At 35.9% G+C, this 3,311-nt stretch carries 3 protein-coding genes and 1 pseudogene; all 4 read right to left on the bottom strand.

The annotated features are described in order from the left end of the window. Positions 1-551 (bottom strand): annotated as a pseudogene (locus tag H5232_RS22635) (hypothetical protein); the annotation flags it as partial. 103 nt (positions 552-654) lie between these two features. Continuing rightward, positions 655-1,638: a hypothetical protein gene (locus tag H5232_RS22630; RefSeq protein WP_182831573.1), complete on the bottom strand. Its 984-nt coding sequence runs from the start codon at positions 1,636-1,638 to the stop codon at positions 655-657. Between the two features lie 8 nt (positions 1,639-1,646). Further along, positions 1,647-2,126 carry a hypothetical protein gene (locus H5232_RS22625; RefSeq protein WP_259398913.1) on the bottom strand — a complete coding sequence of 160 codons (480 nt, stop codon included), beginning with the start codon at positions 2,124-2,126 and terminating at the stop codon, positions 1,647-1,649. 50 nt (positions 2,127-2,176) lie between these two features. Then, the gene (locus H5232_RS22620) at positions 2,177-3,226 is read right to left on the bottom strand and encodes a hypothetical protein (RefSeq protein WP_182831572.1); all 1,050 of its coding nucleotides are present in this window, start codon (positions 3,224-3,226) and stop codon (positions 2,177-2,179) included. Positions 3,227-3,311 lie beyond the last annotated feature (85 nt).

The following is a 3,311-nucleotide window of genomic DNA, read 5'->3' as shown; positions in this document are numbered from 1 at the left end:
GGAAAGTAATTCATTACACCCGGCGCGCCCATTTTCGAGGTTAACCTGCAAACAATCTCTTCCCATTTAAAGCAACAGTTACCTAAGTCATCTCGTTGTTCACAACCTGGTATATCAAAAGTAAATCCGACCGTTTGGTTTTGCCTATCAAGATACATCACCCTATCAGGTATATACCTAGCAGTTATTGGTAGTAAATTTAAGAAGAATAAGTTCCAGCAAAAGGTAACAAGAGGTATCCACCACTGAAATTTTTCACCTTCATCATAAAATGGAAGTGATAAAATACTAATTAATGTAATTAAGCTTAATACAGCTCCAATGGCCATTGGACCGAATAATATGGCTTTTATAGGGTTATTACCACAAGGGACAAGCTTGTATTTTTCGCGCTGATTTTCATATAACTTGTTCGTATCAAGCCAATCATATAAAAAACACAGGCCTTTAAATTCGTGATATATACTTTTTATACTACGATATTCAAAAAAACGATTAAACCTCGTTTTCTTTGGCATTATTCCAACACCAAAGTAATTATTGTTTTGCATCAGGTTCCTTTGCTTTAATAAACCTAGGCAGCATATATCGTCTAGATTTGAATGCCTTTTATTAAAAATAAACTTAGCCTAATACTAGACATAAAATCATCTTTTAAGGTATTCCCATAAACAACTGCAGTGCTAAACGCTTTGCTTTATATTTCCATGTCAGTTTTTCGATACGTTCTGGCTCACCTTTAAAATGCAGCCAAGGTTTGGTTATTTCTTCGTTAGGCTTTCCCTCCAGCCAATCAAAGTCACAAGCTTCTTCTTTTAATTTTCGCCAAATTTCTTGTTGTTGCGAAAATGAAAAGTCGAGCCAAAAACCTACAGGTCTATTATTTTGAATATCAAACTCAGCTGTCCGTGGGTCTAAATGCCGGTGTTCTTCATATTCAGGTACATCAGGTAAAGGTTTAGTTAAATCCATGAAACGTACATTACTTTCCCAATACAAGTAACAATATGCTGGTGTTTCTCCATTATCCGCCACCGTACCTAGCATTTTAGTCTTTGGATACTTTTCTAAATCAATATGGCTAATACTCGGGAAGTAGCTTACAACTCCCGGACGCGTAGATGCAATATCAAGTCGACACACTATTTCATCCCAACTAAAGCAGCAATTACCTAATTCATCACGCTGTTCACAGTCTGGTATATTGAAAGTAAAACCCACTGTCTGCTTTAATCTATCAAAATATATTATTTTTTTAGATGTAAACCTAAATGTAACTGGTAATACATTCAAGAAAAATAAATTCCAACTAAATGTAAGTAACGGTACCCACCATTGATAAGGTTCGTCCGAGTAGGTAGCAACAACACAAGAAATGACAAATAGCAAACTTAAAGTAAACCCAATTGCCATTGGTCCAAAGAAGAGCGTTTTTATAGGATCGTTGCCACACTTAAAAGACCGATATCTTTGCGGTTGGGTTTCAACTAAATGCATGTCAGTATCTATCCAATTATACAAATAACATAAGCCTTTAAACTTTTTATATCGTTCTTTGATTTTATGAGGGTAAAAAAAACGATGAAATCGCGTTTTTTTAGGCATGATATCAACGGCTAGGTAGTCATTATTTTGCATTACTTTCCTTATGCAATTGCTAATTCAAGTGAGGCATTTTCAATTGGCTTTTCAAACGCATCAAAATCTATCGGTAACGTTAGACTTTCGTTGTAAATAAGTGTTGATGTTATTTCAACATCAAACACACTAATGTTAGGTGATTCAATTTCAAACTCATAGGTGGCTGCATTTAAGCTCAGGCTATTTTCATCAAATTCAGCTAAATACTCTTTAGTGCCTTCAACCCAAGTTGCTTTTTTATAAACATTTAATGTTGTTGGATGCCGCCATGAGTATTTTACATCTAAAAGCAACTCAGATTTACCAACTATAAACATTGGTAATTCAACTTTTACTGTATAATATGATGTGGATTGAAAGAAACTGGGTTCATTAATAGTCACTTTAGGCGAAAACAATACGCTTTGGATATATTTAAAATATTGGTTTGGATCTGAGAAAGTGGGGTCATTGTGTCGCCATGTGACGATAAACCTAGGCAGCATATACCGCCTAGGTTTGAATTCCTTTTCTGATTGTTAAAGAGCAATAACTTTTAAACACCCGCAATAATTTGCATTGCAAGGGTTTTCATCAGTCGTTTCCAATACGGTGTGTTGTCTGGTTTGTTTAGGCTTTCATCTATTGGCCACTTTTCCCAGGGTTTGGTGATTTCTTTATTTGCCCAGCGTTTAGGATTGGTGATAGCGCCGTCAAAGTTAAAGCGGTAAATATCATCATCAAGCTCTTCTTCTATTTGCTTCATCTGCTTGTAGCTCATTAAACGCCAGTACTTTTCAGGGCGGTTATTTTGCTTATCAAACTCATGTGTTACCGGGTCTAAATGACGAAATGGCTCTATTTCAGGTGAGTCAACGAGCGGTTTGGTTAAATCCATAAAGCGCACGATGCGCTCCCATGTGTATTTGCAATAGTTTGGGTTTTGTGGATTGTCTTTAACCCGTATTTCACTAAATGCACCACGGTGGTTTTCGTAATCTTTATGGGCAATATACATCGCATGGGTTACACCATGGCCTTGAGAATGGTTGGCTTTAGAATAAAACGCTTCTATATCCTCAAACGGAAATGTCGAATGGCCATGCTCATTTTTTTCTGCGTTGTTTACTGACCACGAAAAGCTTACTGTTTGGTTTTGGCGGTCAAAATATACTTCGCGTTTTGGTAGAATATAACGCGCTAAAATGGGGCCGAAGTTTAAAAAGAATAAGTTCCAACAAATGACGAATACAATAAACCAAACGGGTAATGGCTCTGGGGTAGCTGTGAATTGGGTGTAAAGACATATAAGTAAAATTAACGCCACCACAATACTTCTACACCCCCCTAAAAAGATAGGCCCTAATGTTAACCCTAGCGTCCAATCACCCGCATGATGAAAACCTAAATAGCGGCCTTCGTTATCAATACTATTTGAATCTTTAAGCCTTCTTTCTTCATCTTTTAATACTAATATTTTAACTATTTGAAACCCCATTAAACCTGTAAATTTATTAAACCTCTTTTTTGAAAAATAATTTTTAAAATTTTGCGAGTTCTCTATCACTCTTGCATTTAGTTTTGCAAATTTATATGAAATTGACATGAATATCCTTTTGCCCACTCAAGCAGCTATTTACTGCTTGAGCTAAATCCTATTTATTTCTTTGTTTAACTACAAATCAATCATT

Origin of the sequence: Pseudoalteromonas sp. SG41-5 (assembly GCF_014164495.1) — a bacterium.
GTDB lineage: Bacteria > Pseudomonadota > Gammaproteobacteria > Enterobacterales > Alteromonadaceae > Pseudoalteromonas > Pseudoalteromonas rhizosphaerae.
Note: the sequence above shows the minus strand (reverse complement) of the source record. Positions and strands in the feature narration are given on the sequence as shown.